This is a genomic window from Bradyrhizobium sp. S3.2.6 (genome assembly GCF_040546885.1).
GTDB classification, from domain to species: domain Bacteria; phylum Pseudomonadota; class Alphaproteobacteria; order Rhizobiales; family Xanthobacteraceae; genus Bradyrhizobium; species Bradyrhizobium cytisi.
This window is the reverse complement of the sequence record NZ_JBEPOS010000002.1, coordinates 89,926-116,166: the sequence shown is the minus strand read 5'-3', so window position 1 is coordinate 116,166 and position 26,241 is coordinate 89,926. Positions and strand designations below refer to the sequence as shown.

The 26,241-nt window shown below is 64.2% G+C and carries 21 protein-coding genes; 12 read left to right on the top strand and 9 right to left on the bottom strand.

The annotated features are described in order from the left end of the window. Positions 1-27: 27 nt before the first annotated feature. The 5 genes from ABID58_RS04860 to ABID58_RS04840 are packed head-to-tail and all read right to left on the bottom strand — an operon-like array spanning position 28 to position 6,956. Positions 28-3,264 carry a bifunctional cytochrome P450/NADPH--P450 reductase gene (locus ABID58_RS04860; RefSeq protein ID WP_354031751.1) on the bottom strand — a complete coding sequence of 1,079 codons (3,237 nt, stop codon included), beginning with the start codon at positions 3,262-3,264 and terminating at the stop codon, positions 28-30. 30 nt (positions 3,265-3,294) lie between these two features. After that, on the bottom strand, positions 3,295-4,290 hold the full coding sequence (locus tag ABID58_RS04855) for an alpha/beta fold hydrolase (protein WP_187434590.1): 996 nt from the start codon (positions 4,288-4,290) through the stop codon (positions 3,295-3,297). A gap of 10 nt (positions 4,291-4,300) precedes the next feature. Then, the gene (locus tag ABID58_RS04850; RefSeq protein WP_354031750.1) at positions 4,301-5,851 is read right to left on the bottom strand and encodes a WS/DGAT/MGAT family O-acyltransferase; all 1,551 of its coding nucleotides are present in this window, start codon (positions 5,849-5,851) and stop codon (positions 4,301-4,303) included. Positions 5,852-5,898: 47 nt separating this feature from the next. After that, positions 5,899-6,699 (bottom strand): esterase/lipase family protein, encoded by an 801-nt coding sequence (locus ABID58_RS04845; protein ID WP_354031749.1) that lies wholly within the window; start codon positions 6,697-6,699, stop codon positions 5,899-5,901. After that, entirely contained in the window at positions 6,699-6,956 is a 258-nt protein-coding gene (locus ABID58_RS04840; protein ID WP_354031748.1) for a DUF6489 family protein, read from the bottom strand. Before ABID58_RS04840 ends, ABID58_RS04845 begins: the two co-directional genes overlap by 1 nt. A 388-nt stretch (positions 6,957-7,344) precedes the next feature. On the opposite strand from ABID58_RS04840, the gene ABID58_RS04835 reads away from it, so the two are divergent. From ABID58_RS04835 to ABID58_RS04780, 12 genes are all read left to right on the top strand, one after another. After that, on the top strand, positions 7,345-8,946 hold the full coding sequence (locus tag ABID58_RS04835; protein ID WP_354031747.1) for an ABC transporter substrate-binding protein: 1,602 nt from the start codon (positions 7,345-7,347) through the stop codon (positions 8,944-8,946). Positions 8,947-9,062: 116 nt separating this feature from the next. Next, the gene (locus tag ABID58_RS04830; protein ID WP_354031746.1) at positions 9,063-10,043 is read left to right on the top strand and encodes an ABC transporter permease; all 981 of its coding nucleotides are present in this window, start codon (positions 9,063-9,065) and stop codon (positions 10,041-10,043) included. Position 10,044: 1 nt separating this feature from the next. After that, positions 10,045-11,007, top strand: coding sequence for an ABC transporter permease (locus tag ABID58_RS04825; protein WP_148748939.1), 963 nt, complete (start codon positions 10,045-10,047; stop codon positions 11,005-11,007). A 13-nt stretch (positions 11,008-11,020) separates the two neighbouring features. After that, positions 11,021-12,007, top strand: coding sequence for an ABC transporter ATP-binding protein (locus ABID58_RS04820; protein ID WP_354031745.1), 987 nt, complete (start codon positions 11,021-11,023; stop codon positions 12,005-12,007). Beyond that, positions 12,004-12,993 carry an ABC transporter ATP-binding protein gene (locus ABID58_RS04815; RefSeq protein ID WP_354031744.1) on the top strand — a complete coding sequence of 330 codons (990 nt, stop codon included), beginning with the start codon at positions 12,004-12,006 and terminating at the stop codon, positions 12,991-12,993. Before ABID58_RS04820 ends, ABID58_RS04815 begins: the two co-directional genes overlap by 4 nt. Before the next feature lie 81 nt (positions 12,994-13,074). Beyond that, positions 13,075-14,880 (top strand): gamma-glutamyltransferase family protein, encoded by a 1,806-nt coding sequence (locus ABID58_RS04810; RefSeq protein WP_354031743.1) that lies wholly within the window; start codon positions 13,075-13,077, stop codon positions 14,878-14,880. 9 nt (positions 14,881-14,889) lie between these two features. After that, positions 14,890-15,600, top strand: coding sequence for a DUF1028 domain-containing protein (locus ABID58_RS04805; protein WP_354031742.1), 711 nt, complete (start codon positions 14,890-14,892; stop codon positions 15,598-15,600). Beyond that, complete coding sequence (locus ABID58_RS04800; protein ID WP_354031741.1) at positions 15,597-16,586, top strand: ABC transporter ATP-binding protein; 990 nt, start codon at positions 15,597-15,599, stop codon at positions 16,584-16,586. The genes ABID58_RS04805 and ABID58_RS04800 overlap by 4 nt, the downstream gene beginning before the upstream one ends. A gap of 175 nt (positions 16,587-16,761) precedes the next feature. Beyond that, positions 16,762-17,871 carry an ABC transporter ATP-binding protein gene (locus ABID58_RS04795; RefSeq protein WP_354031740.1) on the top strand — a complete coding sequence of 370 codons (1,110 nt, stop codon included), beginning with the start codon at positions 16,762-16,764 and terminating at the stop codon, positions 17,869-17,871. A gap of 22 nt (positions 17,872-17,893) precedes the next feature. Continuing rightward, entirely contained in the window at positions 17,894-19,402 is a 1,509-nt protein-coding gene (locus tag ABID58_RS04790; RefSeq protein ID WP_354031739.1) for an ABC transporter substrate-binding protein, read from the top strand. A 10-nt stretch (positions 19,403-19,412) separates the two neighbouring features. Further along, positions 19,413-20,354 (top strand): ABC transporter permease, encoded by a 942-nt coding sequence (locus tag ABID58_RS04785; protein WP_148748947.1) that lies wholly within the window; start codon positions 19,413-19,415, stop codon positions 20,352-20,354. 3 nt (positions 20,355-20,357) lie between these two features. Further along, positions 20,358-21,242 (top strand): ABC transporter permease, encoded by an 885-nt coding sequence (locus tag ABID58_RS04780; protein WP_354031738.1) that lies wholly within the window; start codon positions 20,358-20,360, stop codon positions 21,240-21,242. Here ABID58_RS04780 and cnbZ read toward each other — a convergent pair. From cnbZ to ABID58_RS04760, 4 genes are read right to left on the bottom strand one after another with little or no spacing between them, the layout of a single operon-like run. After that, the gene (cnbZ, locus tag ABID58_RS04775) at positions 21,239-21,985 is read right to left on the bottom strand and encodes a 2-amino-5-chloromuconate deaminase CnbZ (protein ID WP_354031737.1); all 747 of its coding nucleotides are present in this window, start codon (positions 21,983-21,985) and stop codon (positions 21,239-21,241) included. The two genes, ABID58_RS04780 and cnbZ, sit on opposite strands and share 4 nt — an antisense overlap. 9 nt (positions 21,986-21,994) lie before the next feature. Further along, the gene (locus ABID58_RS04770) at positions 21,995-23,245 is read right to left on the bottom strand and encodes an adenylate/guanylate cyclase domain-containing protein (protein ID WP_354031736.1); all 1,251 of its coding nucleotides are present in this window, start codon (positions 23,243-23,245) and stop codon (positions 21,995-21,997) included. Next, positions 23,242-23,631, bottom strand: a complete 390-nt coding sequence (locus tag ABID58_RS04765) for a response regulator (RefSeq protein WP_148748951.1) — start codon at positions 23,629-23,631, stop codon at positions 23,242-23,244. Before ABID58_RS04765 ends, ABID58_RS04770 begins: the two co-directional genes overlap by 4 nt. After that, positions 23,628-26,222, bottom strand: a complete 2,595-nt coding sequence (locus tag ABID58_RS04760) for a cache domain-containing protein (RefSeq protein ID WP_354031735.1) — start codon at positions 26,220-26,222, stop codon at positions 23,628-23,630. Before ABID58_RS04760 ends, ABID58_RS04765 begins: the two co-directional genes overlap by 4 nt. Between the last annotated feature and the right edge of the window lie 19 nt (positions 26,223-26,241).

Here is a 26,241-nt window from a genome sequence, read left to right as displayed (position 1 = left end):
AGAGCTTTAGCACGATCGGACGAACAATCACCCTCCCGCCCAGACGTCCAGCACATAGCGGCTCTTCGCACCCATCTCCTCGATCCAGCGCGCACCGGCGGCCGTATCGCTGCCGCTCTTCTCGCGATGGATCGCGACCAGCGCCGCCTTCACGTCGGGCTCCATCTTGCCGCCGTCGCCACAAACATAGATGATCGCGCCCTGCTCGATCAGCGGCCAGACCTTGTCCTTCTGCGCGGCAAGCATGTGCTGGACATAGGTCTTCGGTCCGTCCGCGCGCGAGAACGCGGTGAACAGTTCGGTGATGCCGCCGGCCGACAGCGTCTTCAATTCATCCGCATAGAGAAAATCCTGGTCGGGATGGCGGCAGCCGAACAACAGCATCGCTGAGCCGAGGACGGCCCCCTTGGCTTTACGCGCGGCGCGCTCCTGGAGGAAGCCGCGGAACGGAGCCAATCCCGTACCCGGACCGATCATGATGATCGGCACGGATGGATCATCCGGGAGCCGGAAGCCGGCCTTGGTCTCTCGCACCGTCGCGTAGACCGTATCGCCTGTGCGGCGGTTGGCGAGATAGTTCGAGCAAATCCCCTTGTAGGTGCCGCGCCCAGAGGCGGCCAGCCCTTCGACCACGCCGACCGTGACGCTACAGCGCGTCGGATCGACCGACGGCGAGGACGAGATCGAGTAATAGCGCGGCGCCAGCAGCGAGAGCATTTCCAGATAGACATGGAACGGCAATTCGCAGGCGGGATATTCGAGCAGCAGGTCGAACACGGATTTGCGCCTGGCCAAAATCTCGCTGCGATAACGCTCGAGCGGTTCGGCCTCCTCGCCGGCGAAGGCGAGCAATTTCGGCTTGGTGACGGGGCAACGGGTGTGCTCAGCCATGATCTGGATCTGCTTGCGCGTCGCCACCTGCTGCAACTCGACGAACTCACTGAGCAGACGGCCGACCGACACGGCATCGCCAACAGGCAACTGCGCGCGACGGCCCTCGGCGACCTGAAGCCTGATCTGGTCGGCCGGCAGGAAACCGAACCGGCGGGCCACCGAATCAACCAACGTCGGATCGTTGCGTGGAACCACGCTCAAATGGTCGCCGACCCGGTAGGTGACATTAGACGGAAGCTGCACCTCGATATGGCGCGTCGAGCGCTCGGACGGATTGGCGCCGGACTTGTTCTGGAGCTCGTCATTGACCAGCACCTTCATCGCCACCGCGCCGCCCTGGGCCACGATGGTGTTGACGGCGGTCACCGCGACCGGCTCGATCGCGTAGAGCGGATCGTCCTCCGCGGTGCGGGTGAAATTCCAGTCGATGCCGAATTCCTTGGTCGCAACCTGGGCGGCGGCCGGGAACCACTTCTGGAACTGACCGTCGAGATCGCTGCGCGCGTCGCCCTCGCCGCGCGGATAGACCGCGCGGGCACCATGCTTCGACAATTGCTCGTCGATGAACCGTGGCACCGATTGATAGGTTGCGGCCCAGTCGCTGTTGCCACAGCCGAACACGGCGTACCGCACGTTGGCGAAGGCGTCTCTTGGCAAGTCGTCGCCGAGCCATTTGACGAACTGCGTCGCATTGTCAGGCGGCGCCCCGTTATAGGAGGCGCAGATAATCAGCACGCCGCCGGCTTGCGGCAGCTTGCCGACGTAGTCGTCGAGCGGCCCGAGGCGCACGGCAAAGCCGTTGATCTCGGCGAGATCGGCCATGCGCGTCGCAAGCTCCTCGGCCGTGCCGAGGTTGGAGCCGTAAAGAACCAGCATCGGCGTGTTGTGGCCGAGCCGGGTGGTCGGCTGACGTGGTGCCCTCGGCGCAGAAGCCGCCGCTGCGACCGGGCCGCCATAAGCACCGCGCTCACGATCCGCACGCGGCCGGACCTTGATCTTGAAGCCTTCCGGCTTCATCGTCAGCGTTTCCTTCAAGTGCATCTGATAACGCTGATGGTCGATCAATCTGAAGCGCTGGAGGATCATGCCGAGCGCGAGCGCAGCCTCGTGCATGGCGAAGCCACGGCCGATGCAGGCGCGCTGGCCGTTGCCGAACGGCTTCCAGGCATTGACCGGCCGCTTGGCGTCGGCTTCCTTGCTGAAATTCTCGGGATCGAAGGCATCAGGGTTGGGCCCCCAGACGCTGGGGTCGCGATGCAGCGCCGTCACCAGGATCGTGGTGAATGTGCCTTTCCTGAGCTTGTACTTGCCGCCGCCGATGGTCTCGTCGTTCAGAGGCGAGATGCCATAGGCCGGCGCCGGCGGCCACAGCCGCAGCGCTTCTTTCAGGATCTGCGTGATGTAGGTGAGCTGCGTCACCTGCTGATAGGTCGGCTTGGCATTGACGTCCGGGCCGAAGACGCGGTCGACCTCGTCATAGGCCTTCTTGAGAATGTCCGGATGCTTGAGCAACGCATAAAGCGTGTAGGACAGCAGGCCGCTGGTGGTCTCGTGCCCCGCGATCAGAAATGTGTTGATCTGGTAGCGGATGTTGACGTCGTCGAGCTGCTCGCCGGTCGAGCGATCGACGCCGGTCATCATCGCGGCCAGCATATCCTTCTTGTCGTCAATTCCTCCGGCGCTCTTGCGGCGCTCCGCGATGATCTCGTCGACCATCTTGTTCATGAAGGCAACGTCTTCGCCCAACGTCTTCCGCCGCTTCTGCATCCAGAGCTGCTCGAACGGCAGGCCGCGCGTCATCATGATGGTTTCAAGTGAGCGCACCAGCGATTCGACGAAGGGATGGTAGTCGCGCCGGTAGAACGAGTTGAAACGGTACTCGAAACCGCACAGGCCGATCGTGTCGAGCGTCAGCGCCGTCATGTCGTGGACGACGTCGATCTCGTCGTCGGCGTTCAGACGCTCCCATTTGTGGACGAGTTGCTCGGCGATATCGACCATGCTCGGGTGGTAGGACTGCATGGCGCGGTTGCCGAAGGGTTGGAGCAGGATGTTGTGCGCCTTGCTCCAGTTCGGCTCCTTGGTATCGGCGGTGAACAGGCCGTCGCCGCCGACCGCGCGCACGCGCCGCAGCGCACCGCGCACCGTCTTGTCGAATCGTTTTTCATCGGAGAGCTCGTCGACGAGATCGTGTCCGGAGACGACGACGATCGGCGACCCCATCATGTCGAGCCAGAAGATCGGGCCGAGCTCCTTGGCAAGCCGCGTCAGGTGCTGCACGGGTGCGGCCGAATCCAGCGACAGCATGTTGCCAACCACCGGCTTGGGCGGCGGCTGCGGAATCGGATCCAGACGGTTCTTCGATGACATCGCTACGCTTCCCCCGCTCGCAATGACGAGCTAGCCAAACCGCCTTCGACGCCATTCGATCAGCTTGGCGCTGACCTCTTCCGGCTTCTCCTGCTGTGTCCAATGGCCGCTGTCGCGGACCAGATATTTTTCCAGATCGGGAATCAGCTTGTCCATGCCATCAGCGGAAGACGGCGGCAACACCGCGTCGTTCTCGGCCATGATCATTAGAGACGGCACGCGCACCGTGTGATCCAGCGCTTCGGAGCGTATCCAGTTGCGCGACATGTTGCGGTACCAATTGATGCCGCCGGTAAAGCCGGTCCTGGTAAAGTTGTCGACGAACATTTGCTTCTCTTCCGGCGACAGGATCGGTGTGCGCGGATCATGCCTGGCGTCATAGCCGGCAATCATCTGCGGAAACGCCAGATTGACCCGCGGCGAAGCGCCGACGCCGGCAACCACCTCCTCTGCCGGTGCGTCGGGCGGACGCGGCGCCGGCTTGCGCATGAACGCATCGAATGTCTGCTCGACGCGGCTACCAAAGATTCTGTCGGGTTCACGCGCTGGATCCTGGAACTGCACGATGTACATCTTGTCGCCGAAGCGGGCGCGCAGCAGCTCGATCGGATCGGCCCAGGCACGATTGGTATGAGGCGTGTTGACGCCGACCACCCCAGCAACCCGGTCGATGTGCCGCAACGGCATCTGCCAGACGACGAAGCCGCCCCAGTCGTGGCCGACAAAGATTGCCTTGTCGATATTGAGGTGGTCGAGCAGCCCGACGAGGTCACCGGTCAGGTGCTCGATGTCGTAGTCCTCGACCGGCTCGGGCCGGTCGGTCGCGCCATAGCCGCGCTGGTCCGGCGCGATCACGCGGATGCCGGCCTCGCTCAGCGCCTTGATCTGATGGCGCCAGGAGAAGGCGAGCTCTGGCCAGCCGTGGCATAGCACCATCGGGGGCTTATCGGTGACCGGGCCCGCCTCGTAATAACCCATGCGGATTCCGTTCGTATGCACGAACTTGAGTGGTGGCATCTCAATCATCTCAACATTCCTACTCAGCCGCGCCCTTGATGTCGGCCGCGGGCGGCGCATACGCCGCTTCGAGCGCAGCAAACTCCTCCGGCAGCATGTCGCACATCACCTGCACGTGGGGAATGATGTTGGCGCCGACGATGAAGCCGAAATCGAGCTGGTCGCGGTAGCTCTGCACGGTGATGTTCAGCGCCTGCCCATGTGTCGAGATCGACACCGGGAAGATGTGCAGCAGCTCGGCACCTGCGGCATAGAGCGTCTGCCGCGGACCCGGCACGTTGGACACGGTGATGTTCGCAGCCGGCGGCAGCACATCCGACAGGTCGGAGCGGCTGTAGAGCAGCGCCATGATCTGGACGATGATCGGTGCGCCCAGCATCGAGATGTTGGAGACCTGCGGCATCAGGGCGCGCAGCGGATGCGACATCTCCTTGGACTTGGTCGACTGCGCGATGATGGCTTCAAGCCGCACCTTGGGATCATCGATGTTGGTCGCGATCGAGCAGATCATGCCGAACACCTGGTTGTTGGCCTCGGTGTTGCCCTCCTCACGCAGCGAGATCGGCACGGCGGCGGTCAGCGATTTCGCCGGCAATGTGGCGTATTGCAGGAGGTAGCGGCGGACCACGCCGGAGGCGAGCGCCAGCACCACGTCGTTGAGCTTGCCGCCGGCCTGCTTGGCCAGCGCCTTGGATCGCGACAACGAGATCGACACGCCGGCAAAGCTGCGCTCGGACGATATCGACTTGTTGAGCATGGTCGGCGGCGACACCATGCTGGCGAGGCTCTCGCGCGACTTCGGATCGGAAATCTTGCCGAGCACGTCGGAAACGCTCTTGACCATGGTCGGGATATTGCCGGCAAAGCGTACCGCGCTCTCGATCTGGTACATCGCATTGTCGAACAGGATCGAACCGATGTCGCTCTTGCCGGTGCGCGGCAGTTGAAGATTCTTCGCGGCCGCCGAGGCATCGAGCGGCTGGGTGAAGAGCTGCTGATAGGAATCGAGCAGGTTCGCCGCGATATCGCGCGGCTCCTGTCCCGGCTTCGATCCGCCCGTCGGCGGCTCGACCTTTCGCGGGATCGGCGAGATGTCGTAGATCATGTTGGTCAGGGCCGCACCGGCACCGCCGTCGATGGCGGCATGGTGCATCTTGGAATAAAGCCCAACCTCGTTGTCCTTCATGCCCTCGAACACGTAGAACTCCCAGAGCGGGCGAGCACGGTTCAGGAGCTTGGCATGCATCCAGCCGACGATGCGCTCGAGCGTGGCGCGATCGCGCGGCGCCGGCAGGCTGGCACGGAAGATGTGACGGTCGATGTCGAATTGATCGTCTTCGACCCAGGTCGGATGATCGATGTCGAGCGGTGCCTTCTCCAGGCGCGCTTTCAGAATCGGCGCGATGTGCAGCCGCGAGACGATCATCGCCTTGAAGTCTTCGAAGAAGTCGCCCTTGTAATCGTCAGGCAGGCGAAAGATCGCCATGCTGCCGACATGCATCGGCATTTCCGGCGTTTCCAGATAAAGAAACGACGCATCCAGCGACGACAGCTTCTTACCGTCAGCCATAGTTCCCTCCGCTCGTATTCGACGGGCGCCTTTGCCGGCGCTTCTCGTCAGGCCGATACTGCCCGCTCCGGCGGGGCATATGCAATGGCAAACGGACCAGCCCGGTCAAATGGCCAGAACTCCCCCTCCGGTTGCGCCAGGCGATCCGCCACGGCCCACAAGGCAGCCGGGTTCACCCCGAGCCCGATATGGCTTGCGAAATGCACCTCGATATTCTCGGCCCGGTCGGAGGGATGTAGCAGGCAAGTCCGCCAATTCACGACGCCGTCCGCGCGCGAATAGATCGACGTCGCCGGTACCGGAAGATCGCCGGCGATCGCTTCACGCGCTTCCGCAAAATCCTCGACCCGCTCGCCGGACAACGCCTCATAGAGCGCCGTCGCATTGGTGGCCCGTACATCATTGGCAAAGGGGCTGCCGAGCGTAATGACATTGCGGACCATCTCGGGCGCCTGGAGCGCGAGATCACGGGCATAGACGCCGCCGAGGCTCCATCCGACCAGACTGATCTTCCGTCCGCTCGCGGCGTGGATTTCGGTGATGCGAGTGTGCAGGGCTTCCCGCATCCGCGCCAGTCCGCCGAGATTGCGGCCCATCCGCCAGGCATGCGCGTCATAGCCGAGCTCGCCGAGATAGCGCCGCATCGGCGCCATCGAGAGATCGCTGGCGAGAAAGCCCGGCAGCGCCAGCACCGGATGGCCGTCGCCCCGGGGCGCGCGCATCAGCAACGGCGACAGCAGGACGCTGGCGTTGAATTCGAGCAGGCTGCGCGCCTCCGCGAGCAGCAGGCCGAGGCCCGGCGGACGAAGCCGGCCTGAGCCTGGCGCCCCGTCGCGCGCCGTCGGCATTACTTCTTCTTGTCGCTGCTGCGCGGGCTGCCGAGACCGGCCATGGTGACGAACATGTCCTGAAACCGCTCGGCGATTTTGGGATCGAAGGTGAACCAGCTCTGGATCAGCGATTCCGGCGAGACCTTGTCGATATTACTCAGGACCTGCTGCTGCAGCTTTTCCATGACGGCAACCTGCATCGGCGACACATCCGGCAATCCGAAGAACTGGCGGGCCTCAAGGGGGGTGCAGTCGATTTCGATATTAACTTTCATATCCCCTCCGGATGAGATTCGAGCGGCGTCACACAGTATCGCCGCGACATGGTGTGCGACGCAAGCGACCTGAGACGAGCGACCTGAGACGTCGGGTCGGAAACCGGCTTCCGCAATCGGCGGATATGGTCAATCAGATTGTCGGCGCGAATGGGCGCCGGCGGGCCGCCCCCGCCCTCAATCTCGGGACCCGGCTGGCCGAAAGTCCAATGTCGCCAACTCGCTTCTCGCCGCTAAATTGTTGGTCAGCATTGCTGCAAAGCGGTGCAACTTGGCGCATTCCTTGCTGGAATGGCGCTTGCACGGGTCGAGAACTCTGGGCAACATGGATCGATCAACCCCGCCGAACAACAAAAATGACGGTGCGGGCGAGTGGAGAGGGTCAAGAATGTCAGTCGGACGAAGTCTGTTTGCGGCGGCGCTCGCCGGTGTGCTTGCGTTGGCGGTCTCGCCGGCGTCGAGCCAGACGCTGCGTTACGCCAACCAGGGTGAGCTGAAGTCGCTCGACCCCTACACGCTGAATGAGTCGACCACCAGTGCGCATCTCGGCCACGTCTATGAGGGCCTGGTCGCCCGCGGCAAGGACCTGAAAGTCATCCCGGCGCTGGCCGAAAGCTGGGAGACCCCGGAGCCGACACGCTGGCGCTTTCATCTGCGCAAGGGCGTGAAATTCCACAATGGCGACCCCTTCACCGCCGATGACGTGATATTTTCGGCCGAGCGCGTGCGGGCGAAGGGCTCGAATTTCCAGAGCCGCGTTCCCGCCGATGCCAAGGCGGTCAAGATTGACGATTATACCGTCGATTTCGTCCTGACCTCGCCCAATCCGATCCTGACGGCGCTTTGGGCGACCTGGTACATCATGGACAAGAAATGGGCAGAGGCGAACGATGCGGTGGCACCGACGCCGGCCGCCGCCACGACCCCGAGCTATGCCTCGCTTCATGAAAACGGCACTGGCCCTTTCACGATCGAGAGCCATCAGCCGGGCGTGAAGACCGTCTTCAAGGCAAATCCGAACTGGTGGCGCAAGCCGGAGCATAATCTGAAGGAGATCATCTTCACGCCGATTGCAAACCCGGCCACGCGTGTCGCGGCGCTGCTGTCGGGCGAGGTCGACGTGATCGAACCGGTTCCGGTCCAGGACATCGAGCGTGTCAAAGCAAGCCCCAACGCCACTGTGCTGACAGGACCTGAACTCCGCACCATCTTCGTCGGCATGGATCAGCAGCGCGATGAGCTATTGTACTCCAACGTCAAGGGCAAGAACCCGTTCAAGGACGTTCGCGTCCGCGAAGCCGTGTACCGGGCGATCGATGTCGACCTGATCAAGAATCGCGTCATGCGCGGGCTCTCAACGCCTTCCGCATTGATGGTCGCACCGGAGATCTTTACGCTCTCGAAGGACTTCACCCGGCCGAAGTTCGATCCCGACGCCTCCAAGAAGCTCCTGGCGGACGCCGGCTATCCCGAGGGTTTCGAAGTCACGATGGACTGCCCCAACGATCGCTATGTCAATGACGCCGCGATCTGTCAGGCCGTCGTCGGAATGCTCGCCCGTATCGGCATCAAGGTGGAGCTGCTGGCGCAACCCAAGGCGCTGTATTTCGCCAAGGTGCTGAAGCCCGGCGGCTACAAGACTTCGCTGTTCATGCTGGGCTGGACCCCGGATACGCTCGACGCCCATAACGTGCTGCACGACATCATGGGCTGCCGGGACGACCCCAAGGATCCCAACCGCGGCGAGGCCAATCTCGCCGGCTATTGCAACAAGCAGTTCGACGAGCTCGCAGACCGGATCCTCGTGGAACCCGATGTAGGCAAGCGCGATCTCCTGATCAAGCAGGCCTTCGAGGTCTCGATGAAGGACTGGGCCTACGTCCCGCTGCACCAGCAGGCGCTCGCCTGGGGCGTCTCGAAGAAAGTGAAGCTGACCCAGCGCGCGGACAACATGGTCATGCTCTACTGGGCGACCAAGCAGGACGAGTAGGTGTCGACAAGTTGTGAAGTCCCGGAAGCCCCGGCTTCCGGGACTTGCTGTTTAAGGACTTGCCGTTTCGGGCTAACGCAATGATGCGTGCTGCTGAAGAGATGTGAAAGGAACAGATGCTCGCTTTCACACTGCGCCGAGCCATCCAGGCCGTCGGTGTCATGATCGCCGTCGGGATCATTTCGTTCTCGATGTTCCGGTTTGCCGGCGATCCCGTAAACCAGATGGTCGGGATGGATACGTCGGGCGCCGAACGCGCTGCGATCCGCAAATCGCTCGGCCTCGACGACCCCGTGATCGTGCAGTTCGGTCGCTACGTCGGCAATGCCGCGCAATTCAAGTTCGGCGTGTCCTACCAGTTCCGGCTGCCCGTCACCGACCTGCTGATGGAACGGATGCCGGCGACGCTGGAGCTGGCCATCGTTGCAACCATCTTCGCAATGGTCAGCGGCATTCTGATGGGCGTTTATTCCGCGCTGCGTCGTGACAGCTGGCTCACGCATGTCTTCCAGGCCGTCTCGCTGATCGGCATCTCGCTGCCGACCTTCCTGATCGGCATTCTCATGATCTACCTGTTTTCGGTGACACTCGGCTGGCTACCCTCGTTCGGGCGGGGCGATGTCGTGCATATCGGCTGGTGGACGACGGGGCTCCTGACGTTGTCAGGCCTGAAAGCGCTGATCATGCCCTCGATCACCCTCGGCCTGTTCCAGATGACGCTGATCATGCGGCTCGTCCGCGCAGAGATGCTCGAGGTCCTGCGGACCGACTACATCCGCTTCGCCCGCGCCCGTGGGCTCACCACGCGGGCGATCCATTTCGGCCACGCGCTGCGCAACACGCTGGTTCCCGTGATCACCGTGGCAGGCCTGCAATTTGGCTCGGTCATTGCTTTCGCAATCATCACCGAGACCGTGTTCCAGTGGCCGGGCATGGGGCTCCTGTTCGTGCAGGCGGTTCAGAACGTCGATATCCCGATCATGGCAGCCTATCTGATGATGGTGTCCCTGATCTTCGTCACCATCAATCTCGTGGTTGATATTCTCTACACCATCGTCGATCCGCGGCTGCGCTCGACGGTCAGCCGGGCGCACTGACATGAGCGAGGCCGTCGTTCCACACAGCACCGAGAAGCGCGCCGCCGCCGCACCAGGCTGGTTCAAGCGCGCGCTCGACAGCGACCTGTTCTATTCGTTCCGCCGCTCCAGGATCACCATGATCGCGGCCGCAGTGACGCTGCTGTTCTTCCTGCTCGCGATCTTTGCCTCCGTGCTGTCGGTGCAGAATCCGTTCGACCCGGCGCAGCTCCAGCTGATGAATTCGCGCATCTCGCCGCTCTGGACCGCCGATGGCCAGAGCCCATTCCTGCTCGGCACCGACGAGCAGGGCCGCGACGTGCTGTCTGCGATCCTCTACGGCCTGCGCATCTCGCTTCTCGTCGGCGTACTCGGCGTGGTCTTGTCCGGCGTGCTCGGCATCATGCTCGGGCTGACGGCCGGCTATTTCGGTGGCGCCGTCGACGGGCTGATCATGCGCATCGCCGACGTGCAGCTTTCCTTTCCGGCCATCCTGATCGCGCTCTTGATCAACGGCATCGCCAAGTCGGTCTTCGGCAACAAGCTCGACGAGATGAGCATGTTGGCGGTCCTGGTTTTCGCGATCGGGCTGAGTTTTTGGGTGCAGTACGCGCGGACGGTGCGCGGCTCGGTGCTGGTCGAGAAGAACAAGGATTATGTCGCAGCCGCGCAACTGATCGGCCTGCCCGCCCCCGTGATCATGCTGCGCCACGTGCTGCCAAACACGATGGGCCCGATCCTCGTGATCGCCACCATCAACCTCGCGCTCGCCATCATCACCGAGGCAACGCTGTCGTTCCTCGGCTCGGGCATGCCCGAGACCATGCCGTCGCTCGGCACGCTGATCCGCATCGGCAACGGCTATCTGTTCGCAGGCGAATGGTGGATCGTCGCATTCCCCGGAATCGCACTCGCGGCCCTGATCCTGTCGATCAACCTGCTCGGCGACTGGCTGCGCGACGCGCTCAACCCGAAACTCCGATGAGTATGCACCGTTCATGACCGCACCCGTTCTCTCCGTCCGCAATCTTCAGGTCGAGTTCGCCTCCCGCCGCGGCAGGCTGCGTGCGATCGACGGCGTATCCTTCGACATCGCCAAGGGCGAAGTGCTCGGCGTGGTCGGCGAATCCGGCGCCGGCAAATCCGTCACCGGGCTCTCGGTGATCGGCCTGATCGATCCGCCCGGCCGCATCGCCGGTGGCGAGATCCATCTCGCGGGCCTGCGCATCGACAATCTGCCGCCGGAGGAGATGCGCCGTATCAGAGGAAAGCGCATCGGCATGATCTTCCAGGATCCGCTCACTTCCCTCAATCCGCTGTACAAGGTCGGCGACCAGATCGTGGAAACGATCCGGACCCACCTCAATCTCTCCGAACAGGCCGCCCGCCGCCGTGCCATCGACCTCCTCGCCGAGGTCGGCATTCCCGCGCCGGAAAAGCGCATCGACGGCTACCCTCATGAATTCTCCGGCGGCATGCGCCAGCGCGTGGTGATTGCGCTGGCGATCTGCGCCGAGCCGGAACTGATTATCGCGGACGAGCCGACCACCGCGCTCGATGTCTCCGTGCAGGCCCAGATCATCTCGCTGATCAAGCGGCTCGGCCGCGACCACGGCACCGCCGTGATGCTGGTGACGCACGACATGGGCGTGATCGCCGAGACCTCGGACCGCGTCGCGGTGATGTATGCTGGCCGCGTCGCCGAGATCGGCCCGGTGCAGGACGTGGTCAGGAACCCGCTGCACCCCTACGCCAAAGGCTTGATGGGCGCGATCCCGACGCTTGCCGGCGATGACAAGCGCCTGGTGCAGATTCCGGGCTCCATGCCGCGCCTGTCGGCGATCCCCCGCGGCTGCTCGTTCAACCCGCGCTGCGCCTCCGCCTTCGACCGCTGCCGCGTCGACCGGCCAGAGCCGCTGTCGCGTGGCACACAATCGGTTGCCTGCCATCTCTACGACAGCGTGCCGGCGGAGACCGCGGCATGAGCGCCCCCTTCATCCAGGCCACAAATCTCCGCCGCGTCTTCGACGTCTCAAAGCCCTGGCTCAACCGCTTGCTGGAAGGTGGACATCTCGAATATCTCAAGGCTGTCGATCACGTCACTTTCGACATCAAGAAAGGCGAGACCTTTGCGCTGGTCGGTGAGTCCGGCTCAGGCAAGACCACGGTGGCGCGGATGGTGGTCGGCCTGTTGCCGCCGAGCTCCGGCAATGTCCTGATCGACGGCGTCTCGATGACCGATCCGCGGCAGGCGTCAGCGCGCCGAAAGCTGCGCCGCCGCATCCAGATGATTTTTCAGGATCCTTATGCGAGCCTGAACCCGCACTTCCGCGTCGATGCCATCATCTCCGAGCCAATCCGCGCCTTCGACCTGATCCAGGGCGAACGCGACATCCAGGCGCGCGTCGGCGAGCTGCTCAGCCTCGTCGGCCTGCACCCCGACGACCGCCTGAAATTCCCGCACGAATTCTCTGGCGGCCAGCGCCAGCGCATCGCAATCGCGCGGGCGCTCGCCTCCGACGCCGAGTTCATCGTCTGTGACGAGCCGACCTCGGCGCTCGACGTCTCCGTGCAGGCGCAGATCCTGAACCTGATGCGCGACCTGCAGGACAAGTTCGGCCTGACCTATCTGTTCATCAGCCATAACCTTGCCGTGGTCCGCCACATGGCGAGCCGTGTCGGCGTGATGTATCTCGGCCGGATCGTCGAGATCGCGGAGGGGCGCGAGCTGTTTGCCCGTCCACGCATGCCTTACACCAAGATGCTGCTGGGCGCCGTACCTGATCTCGCGATGTCCGGTCGCCAGCGCATTCCGGTGAAGGGCGAGATCCCGAACCCGATCAATCCGCCGCCCGGCTGTGCCTTCAATCCGCGCTGTCCGCTGGCGTTCGACCTCTGTCGCAAGCAAGCTCCGGAATTGATCGACGGCGTCGCCTGCCATGCGGTTAACACCGCGCCGGTCCCGGCGTGACGCGCGCGTGCCATGCGGCCTGTGCATTGGCCGCACGGCATTGCCTGTGATCAATTGCGCGCGCCGCAAATGAGGTAGCCCATGGCCAGCAACGTCAATCCCGATCCCTTTACGACGCGCCCCGAGATCGAGGGCACGTTCGGTGTCGTCGCAACCACGCACTGGATCGCAACCGCCGTCGGCATGGCTATTCTGGAAAAGGGCGGCAATGCCTTCGACGCCGGTGTCGCCACCGCCTTCACGCTTCAGGTCGTCGAGCCGCATCTGAACGGACCCGGCGGCGACGTGCCTGTTATCGTCCATGACGTGAAGCGCGGCCGCACCGAGGTGATCTGCGGCCAGGGCCCGGCACCGGCACGCGCCACCATCGCGCATTACAAGAGCGAGGGCCTCGACATGGTGCCCGGCACCGGCCTGCTCGCGGCCTGCGTTCCCGGCACCTTCGAATCCTGGATGATGCTGCTCCGCGACTACGGCACGATGCGCGTGCGCGACGTGCTGGAGCCCGCGATCTCTTATGCCCGCGACGGCTATCCCTTGGTCGAGCGCGCCTGCGCCACGATCCAGACCGTCGAGCAATTGTTCCGCAAGCACTGGCCGACCTCGGCCGCTGTCTACCTGCCGAACGGCGAGGTCCCGAAACCCGGTACGCTCTTCACCAACAAGACGCTGGCGGCGACCTACGCGCGCATCCTCAGCGAGGCCGAAAGCGGTGGCGGAGGCCGCGACGCCGAGATCGAGCGTGCGCGAAATGCCTGGTCCCAGGGTTTTGTCGCGGAGGCCATCGACAAGTTCTGCCGGACCCAGGAGGTGATGGACGTCAGTGGCTCGCCGCATCGCGGCGTGCTTTCCGCCGATGACATGGCACGCTGGCAGCCGACGATCGAGGCGCCCCTCACCTACGATTATGGCCGCTACACCGTCTGCAAGGCCGGCGTCTGGAGCCAGGGTCCGGTGACCCTGCAACAGCTCGCGCTCTTGAAAGGCTTCGCGCTCGACGGGCTCGATCCGACCGGGCCGGAGTTCATCCATCTCCAGATCGAATGCGCAAAACTCGCCTTCGCCGACCGCGAAAAGTTCTACGGCGATCCCAAGTTCAGCGAAATCCCGATCGCAACGCTGCTGTCGGACGCCTACAACGACGAGCGCCGCAAGCTCGTCACCGACAAGGCGTCGCTCGATTTCATCCCGGGATCGATCGAAGGTTTTGGCGGTGTGGTCAAGCTGCGCCGTGCAGAGGGCCAACGCGAGGCCGTCGGCGCACTCGGCGCCGGCGAGCCCACCGTGGGGCGCTTCGGCGAGGTCCGCGGCGACACCGTGCATTTCGACATCATCGACAAGGCCGGCAATATGGTGTCCTCGACGCCGTCGGGTGGCTGGCTGCAATCTTCACCGGTGATCCCGGAGATCGGATTCTGCCTCGGCAGCCGCGCGCAAATGTTCTGGCTCGAGGAAGATCACCCGGCAGCACTCGCACCGGGCAAGCGGCCGCGCACCACGCTGTCGCCGACCATGGCGCTGCGTGACGGCGAGCCCTACCTCGCCTGGGGCTCGCCCGGCGGCGATCAGCAGGACCAATGGATCACGCAGTTCTTCCTGCGCCACGTCCATTGCAACCTCAACCTCCAGGAGGCGATCGACGCACCGGCCTGGCACTCCGAGCATTTCCCGATCTCGTTCTGGCCGCGCACCGCGCGTCCCGGCGTGCTCGTGGTCGAAAACCGGGTGCCGAAGGCAACCATCGAGAGCCTTCGCGAGCGCGGGCATATCGTCGAGGTCGGCCCCGACTGGTCTGAGGGCCGCCTCACCGCTGCCTCGCGTGTCGGCGTGCGCCGCCGCGCCGCCGCCAATCCGCGCGGCATGCAGGGCTACGCCGCGGGACGCTGAAGGCAGCACATGACCTGGTCGATCATCGCGCGCGATCCTGCCACCGGCCAGTTCGGCATTGCGGTAGCGACCCGCTTCTTCGCGGTCGGCGCACGTGTGCCCTACATCGCGGCAGGCCTCGGGGCCATTGCAACGCAAGCTTTCGTCAATCCCTATTACGGCATCGACGGCATCAAGCTGCTACGCGAAGGCCTGAACGCCCATGACGTGCTCGCCGCCCTGGTCGCGACCGACGACGGCCGCGAGAGCCGCCAGATCCACATCATGGATGCGAGTGGCGCGATCGCCGCGCATACCGGGCGCGATTGCGTCGACTGGTGCGGGCACATCGCCGGCAGCGGCTTCTCGATCGCAGGCAACATGCTCGCGGGCGCCGACGTGCTCGCCGAAACGGCAAAGACCTACATCGCCAATGACAGCCTGCCTTTCCCGCAGCGGCTACTGGCCGCCATGCGCGCAGGGGAAGCCGCCGGCGGCGACAAGCGCGGCAAGCAGTCTGCGGCACTACTGATCCACGGCGAGGAGGAATGGCCAGCGCTGGACATTCGCGCCGACGATCACCCCGAACCGCTCGGCGAGCTTGAGCGGCTCGAACGGGTCAGCCACGAGCTCTGGATCCACTTCCGCGCTTCCATGCCGACCCGGCAGAACCCGGCCGGCAACACCGATCGCAGCGTCATCGACGCCAGCATCGCCGCGGCACGGGCGAGGCAAGCATGAACGCAAGCCCTCTCATCGAGATCAGGGACCTGCGCATCCGCTTTCACGGCGACGACGGCCGCATCACCCATGCCGTCGACAGCGTCGATCTCAGCGTCGCCAATGGCGCAACGCTCGGCCTCGTCGGCGAATCCGGCTGCGGCAAGAGCGTGACCTCGCTGGCGATCATGGGCCTGCTGCCGAAGCAGACGACGGAGATATCGGGCACGATCCGCTTCGACGGCTTCGACCTGCTGAAGACCTCGGACCAGACGCTGCGCGACTTGCGCGGCAACCGGCTCGCGATGATTTTCCAGGAGCCGATGACCTCACTCAACCCGAGCTTCACCATCGGCGACCAGATCATTGAGACCATTTTGCGCCATCGCGGCGGCTCGCGCCGCAGCGCATGGGATCGGGCGATCGAGCTGCTGCGTCGCGTCCACATCCCTTCGCCCGAGCGTCGGATCGACGAATATCCGCACAAGCTCTCCGGCGGCATGCGCCAGCGCGTCATGATCGCGATGGCGCTTGCCTGCGATCCACAGCTCTTGATCGCCGACGAGCCGACCACTGCACTCGACGTCACCCTGCAGGCCCAGATCCTGGAGCTGATGCGCGAGCTGAAGGCCGCGAGCGGCGCCGCGATCATTCTGATCACCCACGACCTCGGCGTCGTCGCCGAAGTCTGCGACGAAGTCGCGGTGATGTATGCCGGCGAGATCGTCGAGCGCGCGCCGGTCGACGAATTGTTCTCCGCGCCGCAGCACCCCTACACGGTCGGACTGCTCGGCTCGATCCCGCGTCTGGACCATCGCGCCGAACAGCTTGCGACGATCGAGGGCATGGTGCCGAACATGGCACAGCCGCCCGCAGGCTGCCGTTTCGCGGCGCGCTGCCCGTTCGTGCTGGACGCCTGCACCATTGCGCCGCCGCCGCTGTTGGAACTCAGTCCCGGCCACCTCTCGCGCTGCATCCGCGCGCCGCTCGAACGTCTGGTGTCGTGATGGCGCTGCCTTCTTCCATCTTGCCCCGGGCGCAGCGCAGCACAAGCGAAGCGCAGTGCTGCGCTGCTGAACCGGGGCCCATGCGGCAACAACCTGGGTCCCGGTTCAGCGTCGCACCACTTCGTGCTGCGCCGCGCCCGGGACACGAGACCGGATTTCGCGGGGAGCGCCGAGGATGACCGCTCTCCTCGAGGTCAAAGGCCTGGTCAAGCATTTCGTCGCCCGGCGCTCGTTGTTCGGCCGGGCGCTGGCCCATGTCAAAGCGGTCGATGGTGTCAGCTTCACACTCGAACCCGGCAAGACCCTCGCTTTGGTCGGTGAATCCGGCTGCGGCAAGTCCACTGTCAGCCGCCTCGTGCTGCGGCTGATCGAACCAGACGCGGGCACGGTGCGATTCGACGGCCGCGATCTGCTCTCACTCGATCCGGATGCGCTCCGCAAATTCCGCCGCGAGGCGCAGATCATCTTTCAGGACCCCTACGCCTCGCTCAATCCTCGCATGACGGTCAGCCAGATTCTGACCGAGCCGCTGGCGCTGCACGATCTCGTGCCGACGGCGCACCGGCGCGAGCGCGTCGCGGAGCTTCTGCGGCTGGTGGGGCTCGAACCGCGGCTGGCGCGGCGCTATCCGCACGAGTTCTCCGGCGGCCAGCGCCAGCGCATCGCCATCGCGCGCGCGCTTGCGGTCGAGCCGAAGCTGATCATTTGCGACGAGCCGGTCTCGGCGCTCGACGTCTCGATCCGCTCGCAGATATTGAACCTGCTGCGCGAGCTCCAGGACCGGCTTGGTCTGGCCTACATCTTCGTTTCGCATGATCTCGCAGTGGTCAAGCACATCGCCGACCGCGTCGCGGTGATGAATCTCGGCCAGATTGTCGAAGAAGCCGATGCGGGCGAGTTGTTCGCCGAGCCACGCCATCCCTACAGCCGGGCCCTGTTGTCCGCGATTCCGCTGCCGCAGCCTCACGCAAGGCGGGCGAAGATCGTACTGCAGGGCGAGACCCCGAGCGCGCTCAATCCGCCGGCCGGCTGTCGCTTCCACACCCGCTGCCCCTTCGTGATCGACCGTTGCCGCGCCGAGGCGCCGGCGCTGGTGGCAGACGAGGCAGCCCACGCCACCGCCTGCCATCGCGTCAGCGAGCTGCCCCCGGCCGACACCATCCTGCCCACAGCCGGAGGATTCACGCCGGAACTGGCAAAATTAGTCGCCGCCTTCAGCCGAAAGACGGAAAGCGCGAGCCTGGCCGGGGTTGGTATACAGAGTGCAAGGCCTACAACGACGTAGCCGGAGCAATGGGGACTGTCCGATGAAGATGTTTCGCCTGGCCGCAACCGCGGCTGCGTTCCTACTGTCGCTTGGAGCCGCCCAGGCGCAGACCACGCTGCGCATCGGCCTTGCCGAGGACCCCGATATCCTCGATCCCTCGATGGCGCGCACCTATGTCGGCCGCATCGTGTTCGCCGCATTTTGCGACAAGCTGTTCGACATCGACGAGAAGCTCAACATCGTGCCCCAGCTCGCGCTGTCGAGCGAGACGGTCGATGACGGTAAGGGCCTCGTCATCAAGCTCAGGCCCGGCGTGAAATTCCACGACGGCGAGCCGTTCGACGCGGAGGCCGCCAAATTCTCGCTTGAGCGCCATCTGACCCTCCCCGGCTCGTTCCGCAAGCCGGAGCTCGCCTCGGTCGACCACATCGATGTCGTCGATCCCCTCACCATCAAGCTGGTGCTGAAATCGCCGTTCTCGCCCCTGCTTGCCCAGCTCACAGATCGCGCCGGCATGATGATGTCGCCGAAAGCGGCAAAGGCAGCCGGCGACAAGTTCGGTCTGCACCCGGTCTGCGCCGGCCCCTACAAATTCGTCGAGCGCGTGCAGCAGGACCGCATCGTGTTCGAGAAGTTCGCGGACTACTGGAACAGGGACAACATCTTCATCGATCGCATCGTGTTCCAGCCCATCGTCGACGCCACCGTCCGGCTGGCGAACCTGAAATCCGGCGGCCTCGATCTGATCGAGCGCGTGCTCGCCACCGATCTCAAGGAGGTGCGCGCCGATTCACGGCTGAAGGTCGCCACCGCGATCGAGCTCGGCTATCAGGGTATCACGCTCAACATCGGCAAGGACAAGGCCAAGGGACCGCTGAGCCAATCAGCCAAGGTGCGGCAGGCCCTTGACCTTGCCATCGACCGCGAGGCGATCAACCAGGTCGTGTTCAACGGCGAGTTCCAGGTCGGCAATCAATGGGTCAATCCTGATCATCCCTACTATCAAAAGAGCTTGCCGGTCCGTCCCCGCAACGTGGAGAAGGCCAAGGCGCTGCTGAAGGAAGCCGGCGTGACGCCGCCGGTCAGCGTCGACTTCCTGGTACCCAAGGGCGCAGAAACGGAGACGCCGGCGCAAGTGATCCAGTCGATGGCGGCGGAGGCCGGCTTCGACATGAAGATCCGCGTCACCGAATTTGCAACCGGGCTCAAGCAGGCCGAGGCCGGCGACTACCAGGCCTTCATGCTCGCCTGGAGTGGCCGCGTCGATCCTGATGGCAACACCTTCATCTTCCTGCACAGTGGCGCTCCTCAGAATTACGGCGACTGGAACAATGCGCAGGCCGACAAGGCACTGGAGGACGCGCGGCTCGTGACCGACCTTGCCAAGCGCAAGGCCAGCTACGAAGTTTTGGCGAAGCTAGTCCAAGATGAGGAGCCGCTGCTTTATCTCTATCACCGCCGCATCATCATCGCGCATACGACCAAGCTCGATGGCTACAAGCAGATGCCAGACGGCCTCGTGCGCGTCGTCGGCCTCAAGCTGAAGTGACGCCGCGGCGATGCTGAACTTTCTCACCCGCCGGCTTGCGCAGATCGTGCCGACACTGTTCTTCGTGTCGGTGCTGATCTTCTCGCTGCAGCAATTGCTGCCGGGCGATCCCGCCCTGGTGATGGCGGGCGAAGAGCGCGATCCGGCCGTGATCGAGCAGATCCGCCACCAATACCGGCTCGATCAACCGGTCCCCGTGCAGTATGCCTACTGGATGAAGGGCGTGTTATCTGGCGATTTCGGCGAGTCCCTGCGCAACAAGATGCCGGTGCGCGAGCTGATTGCGCAAAAGCTGCCGGTCACGCTGCAGCTCGGCTCGATGGCGATCATCATCGCCTTTCTGATCGGCATTCCCGCCGGGATCGTCGCCGCCGTGAAGAAGGGAACGGCCTGGGACTACGGCGCCAACTTCTTCGCGCTGTGGGGCATCTCGACGCCGAACTTCTGGCTCGGGATCATGCTGATCTTCCTGTTCTCGATCGAGCTCGGCTGGCTGCCGGCCTCCGGCTACGTGCCGCTCACCGAGAACTGGCGCGCGAGCCTTGCCGCCACGATCATGCCGGCCTTCGTGCTCGGCAACGCCATTTCCGCGGTCCTGATGCGGCATACGCGCAGCGCCATGCTCCAGGTGCTGGAAAGCGATTACGTCCGCACCGCACGCGCCAAGGGCCTCTCCGAGCGTTCCGTGATCCTCAAGCATGCCATGCGCAACGCGCTGACGCCGATCATCACACTCGGCGCGCTCGAGCTCGGCACGCTGCTCTCCGGCGCCGTGCTGACCGAGCAGATCTTCTCCATTCCCGGCTTCGGCAAGCTGATCGTGGACGCCGTGTTCAACCGCGACTATGCCGTCGTGCAGGGCGTGGTGCTGGTGACCGCGACCGTCTACATCACGCTCAATCTGGTCGCCGACGTCGCCTATATCCTCGTCAATCCGCGGCTGAGGGGCTAGGCCATGACCGACGCCGCCCTGTCGGGCCCCCTTGCGCAAGCCGACGAGCTGGACAGCCCGGCGCGCCGCGCACGGCGCCGCCTGTTCAAGCGCAAGGCGGCGGTTGCGGGCCTCGCGGTCCTCACCATCTTCATCCTGCTCGCGCTGCTGGCGCCTCTGATCGTGCCCTACGACCCCATCGCGACGAGCTGGAGCCTGGTGCGCAAGCCGCCCACAATGGCGCACTGGTTCGGCACTGACGAGCTCGGCCGCGATATCCTGAGCCGCGTCGTCTACGGTGCGCGGGCCTCGCTGCTGGCAGGCCTGATCTCGGTCGCGATCGCGCTCGGAATCGGCGTGCCGCTTGGCCTCATCGCTGGCTATCGCGGTGGCTTCGTCGATGCGCTGATCAGCCGGATCACCGATGCGATGCTGGCCTGCCCGTTCCTGATCCTGGCGATTGCGCTGGCGGCGTTCCTCGGCCCGAGTCTTGGCAACGCCATGATCGCGATCGGCATCTCGGCAACGCCCATCTTCATCCGCCTGACCCGCGGCCAGGTGTTGAGTGTCAAGGCCGAGGACTATGTCGAAGCGGCGCGCGCACTCGGCAATCCGCCCTGGCGCATCGCCGTCTCGCACATCCTGCCGAACATCCTGCCCGCACTGCTGGTTCAGGCCACGCTCTCTATCGCTGCAGCGATCATCGCCGAGGCGGCGCTATCGTTCCTCGGCCTCGGCCAGCAGCCGCCGGCGCCGTCCTGGGGCAGCATGCTTAACGCAGCGCAACGCTTCCTGACCCAGGCGCCCTGGATGGCGATCTGGCCCGGGCTGGCGATCTTCCTCGTGGTGCTGTCGCTCAACTTACTTGGCGACGGCCTGCGCGACGCCCTCGACCCGCGCCAGCGCTAGATCACGCTCTCGCGCATCACGCGGCGGCAATCCATCTCGTATTCGAGGTCGACCACCGGCGGCCGCGCAAAGTGCCAGGTGAGACCTGAGCGTAGTGCACCACGCCGAACCAGTTCATCCACCAGCGCGTGATGGAAGTCGTGCACGGAGTAGGCCTGCACGCCCGTCGTGTTCTTCCAGCCGAATCCGAACGCCGTCATCCGGTTCTCCATCTGGGACGTCGTGGTGAACCGCACCTTCTCGCGCAAACCCTCCGGGCTGAGGTCGCGGTAGCGTACCGTGCGCTCGACATAGGTCCCGCTGCCCTCGCGTGCCTCGGCGCCGCCGGCGATGACGAAGGACGGCGCCTTGGAGCTGGTAGGGCGCGTGAAGGAGAACGCATAGAACGACGGCTCCGACGGCGGATCGAGTTCCGGACAGACATTGCTGCGCGCCACCGGATTGGTGGTGCCGTCGAAGATGCCCCATTCCGACAGCGTCTTGACGTAATGCAGGTTGAACGCGCGGAAGCCCTCCTCGCTGAAGGCGGCCGGCGAACGCAGCTCGCAGGCACAGAAGGCCGTCAACGGACGCCCTGCCTCCTGGATGAACTTTGCCGCAAGCGCAAACCCCTCGGCCAGAGGCACGAGGCGATCGAACCGGACGCGCTCGATCTCATAGCCGTCATCGGCGGCAGCCCCAGCCGAGTACTGAAACACGGAGGGAATGAACCGATAATTGCCGGCGGAGAATTCACGCGTCATGACGAGCTCCTAATCCAATTGAATGCGGATGCCCTTGCCGCCGTTGAGCAGGCGCCTCAAGTGAAATCCGGCGAGAGCATCGTCGGCGTGCGCGCCGACCAGCGCGGCAAAGGTCGGCATGGCCGCGGCGTCACCGGCTTGCATCTTGGCAAAGGCCTCGGAATACTGCGCCGTCTCGGGCGCCTCGAATCTTTCGCGCGGCAGCGGCTCGAACGCGCGCAGCGGCTCGCTGCGCCCGCGCAGCATCAGATCGCCGACGGGTCGCCCCTGGAAATTCCTGGCTGCCTCGGCGACACTGGAGCTGACACAGATGCGGGTGCCCAGCTGCTTGTTCGCAGCTTCCAGCCGCGCGGCGATGTTGATCGTGTCCCCATACGCGGTGTAGTCGAAAAAGCGGTTGCCGCCGAAATTGCCGACCAGTGCTGACCCGGCGTGAATGCCGATGCGGGTGGCTCCGAAATCCACGCCTCGATCACTTTGGCGCGCACAAAACTCCTGTGCCCAGGCATCCAGATCATGGGCGCATGCGACCGCACGCGTCGCATAGTCCGGCTGATCGCCGGGCGCGTTAAACAGCACCTGAATCGCATCACCGATGATCTTGGCGACGGTGCCGTCATGCGCGAACACCACTTCGGTCATCCCGCCGACATATTCGTTGAGGAGCGCGCCCAGCGTCTCGGGCGGCGCGCTCTCGACCAGCGATGTGAAGCCGGTGATATCGGTGAAAATGGTCGCGATATCGCGCCACTGCACCTCGATCCCCTCGCCCTCGCCGCTTGCCGCCAGACGCTTGGCCAGCTCCGGCGAGAAGTGGCGCGACAGCGCAGCATGGGCGCGCTCGGCCTCCGCCTGACGACGACGCACCTCGCGCAACATCTCGATGTGGCGAAGGGTCTTATCGATCGTGGTTTCCAGGTCGGTGAAGTCGATCGGCTTGGTCAGGAAATCGAACGCACCGCGGTTCATGGCGGTGCGGATATTGCTCATGTCGCCATAGGCCGAGACGATGATGGTCGACTTCTTGTCCTCGGCTTCCTGCAGCTTCTGCAGCAGCGACAGCCCGTCCATCCTGGGCATGTTGATGTCCGAGACCACCATGTCGACTTGCGGGTTCTGCTCGAGGGATTCCAGCGCCTCCAAGCCGTCGCGCGCGAACATGATGGAGACGAGCCCGTCGCGGATCTGCCTGCGGAATTTCTGCAGGATCAGCGCCTCGAGGTCGGGCTCGTCGTCGACGAAGAGGATGGTCAGGGTCATGCCGCTTGCTCGAGCCTTGTGTCGATCTGCTGGCGCAGCAGCGCAAAATCAATCGGCTTGGTGAGGAGCCCGATGGCGCCGCGCTCGATCGCCTTGCGACGCGTCTCGGCATCGCCGTACGCCGTGATCATGATAACCGGAACATGCGGATGCTCGGCGCGCACCCTGGGCAGCATGTCGAGCCCGCTCATGCCGGGCATGTTGATATCGGACAGGATCAGGATCAACGAGGGGTCGCGAACCTCGGCCGCGAGCCTCAGCGCATCGGGCGCCGAGGGTGCAAACTCCATCTGGAAACGGCCGGCGCGCAGATCGCGCCGGAATTGCTGCCGGAACAGCGCCTCGACATCGGGCTCGTCATCGACGACCAGGATGTAAACGTTCACGTCTTGCCTCCGGAAGGACCGCTTGCCGCCATGACGCGCGGCAGGGAGATGATGAATTCGGTGAAGACACCGGGCTCGGTGTTCACGTCGATCGTGCCGCCGTGCTGTTTCACGACGATGTCATGGCTCATGGACAGACCAAGCCCGGTGCCCTCGCCGGCCGGTTTGGTGGTGAAGAAGGGATTGAACATCTTCTCCTTCACGTCCTGCGGAATGCCTGTGCCGTTGTCGCGGATCCGGATCTCGACTTTGCCGCCGAGATTCTTCGTCGCAGCGCGCAAGCTCGGTTCGAATCCATCCGCGGCGCTTTCCTTGCGCTTGGCCGCAGCATAGAAGCCGTTCGAGATCAGATTGAGGAAGACGCGAGTGATCTCCTGCGGATAGACGTCGGCCATCCCGGCGGCCGGATCGAGGTCGCGCTGGAGCGTCACGTTGAACGACGGCCGTTCGGCGCGCGCGCCGTGATAGGCAAGATTAAGGCTCTCCTCCACGATCGCGTTGATGTCGGTGGGGCGATGCTCACTGGAGCCTTCGCGCGAGTGCAATAGCATGTTCCTGACGATGGAATCGGCGCGCTTGCCGTGCTGCACCACCTTCTCGAGATTCCCCCGCAGCATGCCGGTCAGCTCGTCCACCTCGTCCTTCGTCTTGCCGTCGAGCGATGCCGTTTGCAGGACCTCGTTGAGCTCGTCGATCAGCTCCGCCGAGATCGACGAGAAATTATTGACGAAGTTGAGCGGGTTCTTGATCTCGTGGGCGATGCCAGCCGTGAGCTGGCCGAGCGAGGCCAGCTTCTCGGTCTGGATCAGGCGGCCCTGAGCCGCGCGCAACTCATCAAGGGACTGCGAGAGTTCCATCGTGCGTTTGCGCAACTCATTCAGCAGCCGCGCATTCTCGACGGCAATGACGGCTTGCTTCGTAAAATTCTCGACCACAGAAATCTGTTTATCGGTGAACGGACGGACCTCCTTGCGATAGACTGCGATCGTGCCGATCAGCTCGCTCTCCCTCAGCATCGGTACGACGACGATCGTGCGGGCACCGGCCACATCGGAGATTCCGCGAATGCTTGGTCCTCCCGCAATATAGGCCGGTGTGCTTTGCACATCGTGAACGTGAACGACCTGACGCGTCCTGACGACCGCAGCGAGCGCGCTCTCCGGATGAGGGCGTATCGCCACATCTCTTCGCGAAGCGGCGAACGCAGGCGGCACGTTGTAGTCAGCCGCGATGGTGAAGCCTTCGCCGTCCCACAGGTTCATGATCCCGAAACTCGCGCCACAGACGCGCGTGGCATTCTCGAGCAATTTGTGGAAAACCGGCGTAAGTTCGCCCGGAGACGAACTGATCACCTGTAGCACCTCCGACGTCGCTGTCTGCTGCTCCAGCGACTCACTCAATTCGGCCGTTCGTACCTCGACCTTCTTTTCCAAATCCGCGTAGGATTCCTGCAAGCGCGCGCCCATGTCGTTGAACTGGTCGGCTAGCTCCTCGAGCTCGTCGCCGGTCTTGATGGAGATGCGCTGAGAGAAATCGCCGCCGCCGATGCGCTCGGCACCGCTGCGCAGCGCCTGGATCGGGCCAACCATGCGGCGCGCGAGGAATATTCCAGCGAGCACCGCGAAGATCGAGGCTGCGAGCAGCACGATCGCGAGCCGCTGCAGCGATGCGTAGAGCGAGGCATAGGCCTCCTCGACCGGCAATTCGACGAACATGGTCCAGCCGAGCGGCGCGATCGGCGCGGAGGCCGTCAGGACCTTCTGCCCCTGGATGTTGGTCGCTTCCTGCAATGCATCCGGCATTGCGCCGCCACCGGCCTGAGCACCGCGTACCTGCTCGAGCTTGGACATGTCGGTGTTGCGCAGCACGAGGCTGATGTCGGGATGCGCGATCAGGCGTCCCTCCGGACCGACCACATAGGCGTGTCCGTGCTCGCCGACCTTGATCTGGGACACGACGTCCCAGATCAGCTTGAGATTGACCTCTGCGATGCTGACGCCCGCATCCTTACGGGCGCCGGCCTGCGCCAGCGTCATGTAGGGCTCGGAATCCCTGCGGAAATAGATCGGCCCGTAAAAAACCTTGTGCGCGACCGCCTGCGTGAATTTTGGATCGTCCGACAGATCGACGCCGCTGTCGATCGCGTCCATCGCCAGCCGCGAAACGCGCAGGCGCTCTCTGCCGGTCGCGTCGACCTGGGCGAGCTCGGTGATCGCCGGCACTTGACGCAGCAGCCGCAGCGCGTCGAACCGGCGCGGCTCGATCGAGCCCGCCGACCACGGCAATTGCGTGGTCCAGCCGAGCTGGCTCTCGATCTCCTTGATGAACTGGCCAATCTTGGCGGCCGCCGCCTCGGCCTGCTCGTGCTGGACCCGGATCAGCGAGGCCTTGTGCTCCCGATAATAGAAGAAGACCTCGAACAGGCCATTGGCCAGCAGGGCAACGGCGACCACGGCCACGAACAGCGCGACATATTTGGTGAAGAGCCGGGTCCTGATCCCCCGCCCCGCCTCGCCGGACGCGACCCCGCCCTCGGCCGCGCGCGGCAGGGTCCTGGTTTGCGGAGTGTCGGGATGGACGGAAATGCTCATTCCCCCAAGCCTAGCAAGA

Bases quoted from the DNA above. Each gene is read 5' to 3' on its own strand.
- ABID58_RS04860 (WP_354031751.1), bottom strand. From the start codon at position 3,264: ATGTCATCGAAGAACCGTCTGGATCCGATTCCGCAGCCGCCGCCCAAG.
- ABID58_RS04855 (WP_187434590.1), bottom strand. From the start codon at position 4,290: ATGATTGAGATGCCACCACTCAAGTTCGTGCATACGAACGGAATCCGC.
- ABID58_RS04850 (WP_354031750.1), bottom strand. From the start codon at position 5,851: ATGGCTGACGGTAAGAAGCTGTCGTCGCTGGATGCGTCGTTTCTTTAT.
- ABID58_RS04845 (WP_354031749.1), bottom strand. From the start codon at position 6,699: ATGCCGACGGCGCGCGACGGGGCGCCAGGCTCAGGCCGGCTTCGTCCG.
- ABID58_RS04840 (WP_354031748.1), bottom strand. From the start codon at position 6,956: ATGAAAGTTAATATCGAAATCGACTGCACCCCCCTTGAGGCCCGCCAG.
- ABID58_RS04835 (WP_354031747.1), top strand. From the start codon at position 7,345: ATGTCAGTCGGACGAAGTCTGTTTGCGGCGGCGCTCGCCGGTGTGCTT.
- ABID58_RS04830 (WP_354031746.1), top strand. From the start codon at position 9,063: ATGCTCGCTTTCACACTGCGCCGAGCCATCCAGGCCGTCGGTGTCATG.
- ABID58_RS04825 (WP_148748939.1), top strand. From the start codon at position 10,045: ATGAGCGAGGCCGTCGTTCCACACAGCACCGAGAAGCGCGCCGCCGCC.
- ABID58_RS04820 (WP_354031745.1), top strand. From the start codon at position 11,021: ATGACCGCACCCGTTCTCTCCGTCCGCAATCTTCAGGTCGAGTTCGCC.
- ABID58_RS04815 (WP_354031744.1), top strand. From the start codon at position 12,004: ATGAGCGCCCCCTTCATCCAGGCCACAAATCTCCGCCGCGTCTTCGAC.
- ABID58_RS04810 (WP_354031743.1), top strand. From the start codon at position 13,075: ATGGCCAGCAACGTCAATCCCGATCCCTTTACGACGCGCCCCGAGATC.
- ABID58_RS04805 (WP_354031742.1), top strand. From the start codon at position 14,890: ATGACCTGGTCGATCATCGCGCGCGATCCTGCCACCGGCCAGTTCGGC.
- ABID58_RS04800 (WP_354031741.1), top strand. From the start codon at position 15,597: ATGAACGCAAGCCCTCTCATCGAGATCAGGGACCTGCGCATCCGCTTT.
- ABID58_RS04795 (WP_354031740.1), top strand. From the start codon at position 16,762: ATGACCGCTCTCCTCGAGGTCAAAGGCCTGGTCAAGCATTTCGTCGCC.
- ABID58_RS04790 (WP_354031739.1), top strand. From the start codon at position 17,894: ATGAAGATGTTTCGCCTGGCCGCAACCGCGGCTGCGTTCCTACTGTCG.
- ABID58_RS04785 (WP_148748947.1), top strand. From the start codon at position 19,413: ATGCTGAACTTTCTCACCCGCCGGCTTGCGCAGATCGTGCCGACACTG.
- ABID58_RS04780 (WP_354031738.1), top strand. From the start codon at position 20,358: ATGACCGACGCCGCCCTGTCGGGCCCCCTTGCGCAAGCCGACGAGCTG.
- cnbZ (WP_354031737.1), bottom strand. From the start codon at position 21,985: ATGACGCGTGAATTCTCCGCCGGCAATTATCGGTTCATTCCCTCCGTG.
- ABID58_RS04770 (WP_354031736.1), bottom strand. From the start codon at position 23,245: ATGACCCTGACCATCCTCTTCGTCGACGACGAGCCCGACCTCGAGGCG.
- ABID58_RS04760 (WP_354031735.1), bottom strand. From the start codon at position 26,222: ATGAGCATTTCCGTCCATCCCGACACTCCGCAAACCAGGACCCTGCCG.